This window comes from Pseudoalteromonas sp. 1CM17D, assembly GCF_023161805.1.
Classification (GTDB): Bacteria; Pseudomonadota; Gammaproteobacteria; order Enterobacterales; family Alteromonadaceae; genus Pseudoalteromonas; species Pseudoalteromonas atlantica.
The window spans coordinates 1-2,099 of sequence record NZ_JALNTP010000010.1; the positions used below are offsets into that span (position 1 = coordinate 1).

The 2,099-nt window shown below is 37.4% G+C and carries 2 protein-coding genes and 1 pseudogene; 1 reads left to right on the forward strand and 2 read right to left on the reverse strand.

Annotation, left to right across the window (positions count from 1 at the left end):
• Positions 1 to 208: 208 nt before the first annotated feature.
• A complete protein-coding gene (locus MSC25_RS16035) occupies positions 209 to 466 on the reverse strand; it encodes an Arm DNA-binding domain-containing protein (RefSeq protein ID WP_138578994.1) in 258 nt (85 codons plus the stop codon).
• Positions 467 to 606: 140 nt separating this feature from the next.
• Between MSC25_RS16035 and MSC25_RS16040 the strand changes: the two genes are divergently transcribed.
• Complete coding sequence (locus MSC25_RS16040; RefSeq protein ID WP_248443961.1) at positions 607 to 1,344, forward strand: endonuclease; 738 nt, start codon at positions 607 to 609, stop codon at positions 1,342 to 1,344.
• 110 nt (positions 1,345 to 1,454) lie between these two features.
• On the opposite strand, the pseudogene MSC25_RS16045 reads toward MSC25_RS16040, so the two are convergent.
• A pseudogene (locus tag MSC25_RS16045) lies at positions 1,455 to 1,604 on the reverse strand (integrase); the annotation flags it as partial.
• Positions 1,605 to 2,099: the final 495 nt, after the last annotated feature.

Here is a 2,099-nt window from a genome sequence, read left to right on the forward strand (position 1 = left end):
ATGTATAGCGATTTGATTTTTTCATAGTTCCAGTTTCTCAAGTTATTGAGTCTCTGGCAAACACGGGGCGATTCAATTTATTGATTATATTTATACCCTATAATTCTCTAAGGTAAGTAGTTTAGCCAACAACACAGTAATTTTGCTTGTTGGCTATAATTTTTATTTGGTTAAACTCTAACAAGGCCCTTAACCTTTGTTAACTTACCTAACTCATAGGGACTGTTGAATTGCTAAGAAGCAAGCGGGCTTCGTTCGCTTTAGTGCGCGCCTGTTCGAGAGTTGTTTGAGGGTAATTCCCCAAGACTATCTCTTTATGCCTATCATCAAAAATATAGCGGAAACGAAATTGCTTTAAGCCTGTATTTTTTACCAATACATATAAGTTTTTACCGAGATCTTTTTTAGTATGTTTCTGCCCAGAATTGCATTTTAAGTTTTTAATTTCTTGATTATTTAATTTCATTTTCTAAACACCTTTTAGTTGGATTAGGTGTATCTTAATAAAAGATGGATCTATTTATATCTCAAAGTATGTGAGAAACCCCACATAAACTTATAAAAGTATCTGTGGCACCTTATGAATTCTAAATTTAAGATAACCTTATGAAATTTTTAATAGCATTCTTTATAACAATACTAGGCACTTTTGAGGTATTCGCTGAAAATCAAGAAATAGAATCATTTAGTAAAGCGAAGAAGGTGTTAGACAAGCAAGTTCATAACAATCACCGAAGTACGCTTTACTGTGGTGCCGAATTTAATTCCCATAAAAAAGTAACTACCCTAAAAGGTTTTACTACAACTAAGTATCTTAAGCGTGCTCAAAAAATTGAGTGGGAACATGTTGTGCCAGCAGAGAACTTTGGTCGTACTTTCAGTGAATGGAGAGATGGGCATAGTCAATGTGTTAGTAGCAGAGGGAAGTCGTTTAAAGGTCGAAGATGTGCGGAGAAAGTTAGCACTGAGTATCGCTTTATGCAGGCAGACATGTTCAACCTTTATCCTGCTATAGGTGCCGTTAATGCACTGAGAAGTAATTATAATTTCACTATCCTGCCTTCAGCACAAAGTGATTTCGGTAGCTGTGCGATGAAGATAGATAATAGAAAAGCAGAGCCGCCTGAATTAGCAAGAGGGGCGATTACACGTACTTACCTTTATATGGAAAGTGCTTATAAACGATATAATATGAGTGCATCACAAAGAAAGCTAATGAAAGCGTGGGACAAAATGTATCCAGTAAATAACTGGGAGTGTGATCGAGCAAAGAAAATATCTAGTTTACAGAAAAGCGAGAACAACGTTGTTAAAAGTCGGTGTGAAGCAAGTGGACTTCTATGAGTGCTTTTCTATAGCTAAGTATTTACAATCTGCAAAGTGATGTGTGGGTAATTGAAAGGTTACAACTCGTAATGGGGCAAAGGCAGCACAAGAACACTGCCTGAGTTAAATCAACAATCGGTTTCTTTCAATATCTTAATGGCATCTTCAATCTCTATTCCTAAATATCTGATGGTGTTATCAATTTTTGTATGACCAAGTAGTAACTGAATGGCCCGTATATTTTTCGTTCGAGCATAAACGAAAGTCGCTTTGGTTCTTTGGGCTTTCAATAAAATACTTTGATAAATTAAGGGCAATTGCCAAGCCTGCCGAACTATAACGGTAAGAACTGGGCTCTAAGCCTGACTTTTTGATCAACATTTGTAGAGTAAACCCGTTCGCAGTGTGTGGAAAGTTGATCACCTTTTGTAGGGTAAACCCGTTCGTAGTGTGTAGAAAACTGATCACCTCTTCACTAAATTACCGATACTCTGGCCTATTTGCCTAGCGATAACGGTAAGAACTGGGCTCTAAGCCTGACTTTTAGATCACTTTTTGTAGAGCAGCACAGTACAGCATGTGGCGTGTGGGAAACTGATCACCTTTTAACTTAATTTACCGGTTAAGCCACGACATACCGCGCTATAACAGTAATAACTGCGCTCTAAATATGACTTTTAGATCACTTTTTTTGTCGAGCAGCACAGTATGTGCCGTATGGGAAACTGATCACCTTTTAATTTAATTTACCGGTTATCCCACTGCATACCGCG

Bases quoted from the DNA above. Each gene is read 5' to 3' on its own strand.
- MSC25_RS16040 (WP_248443961.1), top strand. From the start codon at position 607: ATGAAATTTTTAATAGCATTCTTTATAACAATACTAGGCACTTTTGAG.
- MSC25_RS16035 (WP_138578994.1), bottom strand. From the start codon at position 466: ATGAAATTAAATAATCAAGAAATTAAAAACTTAAAATGCAATTCTGGG.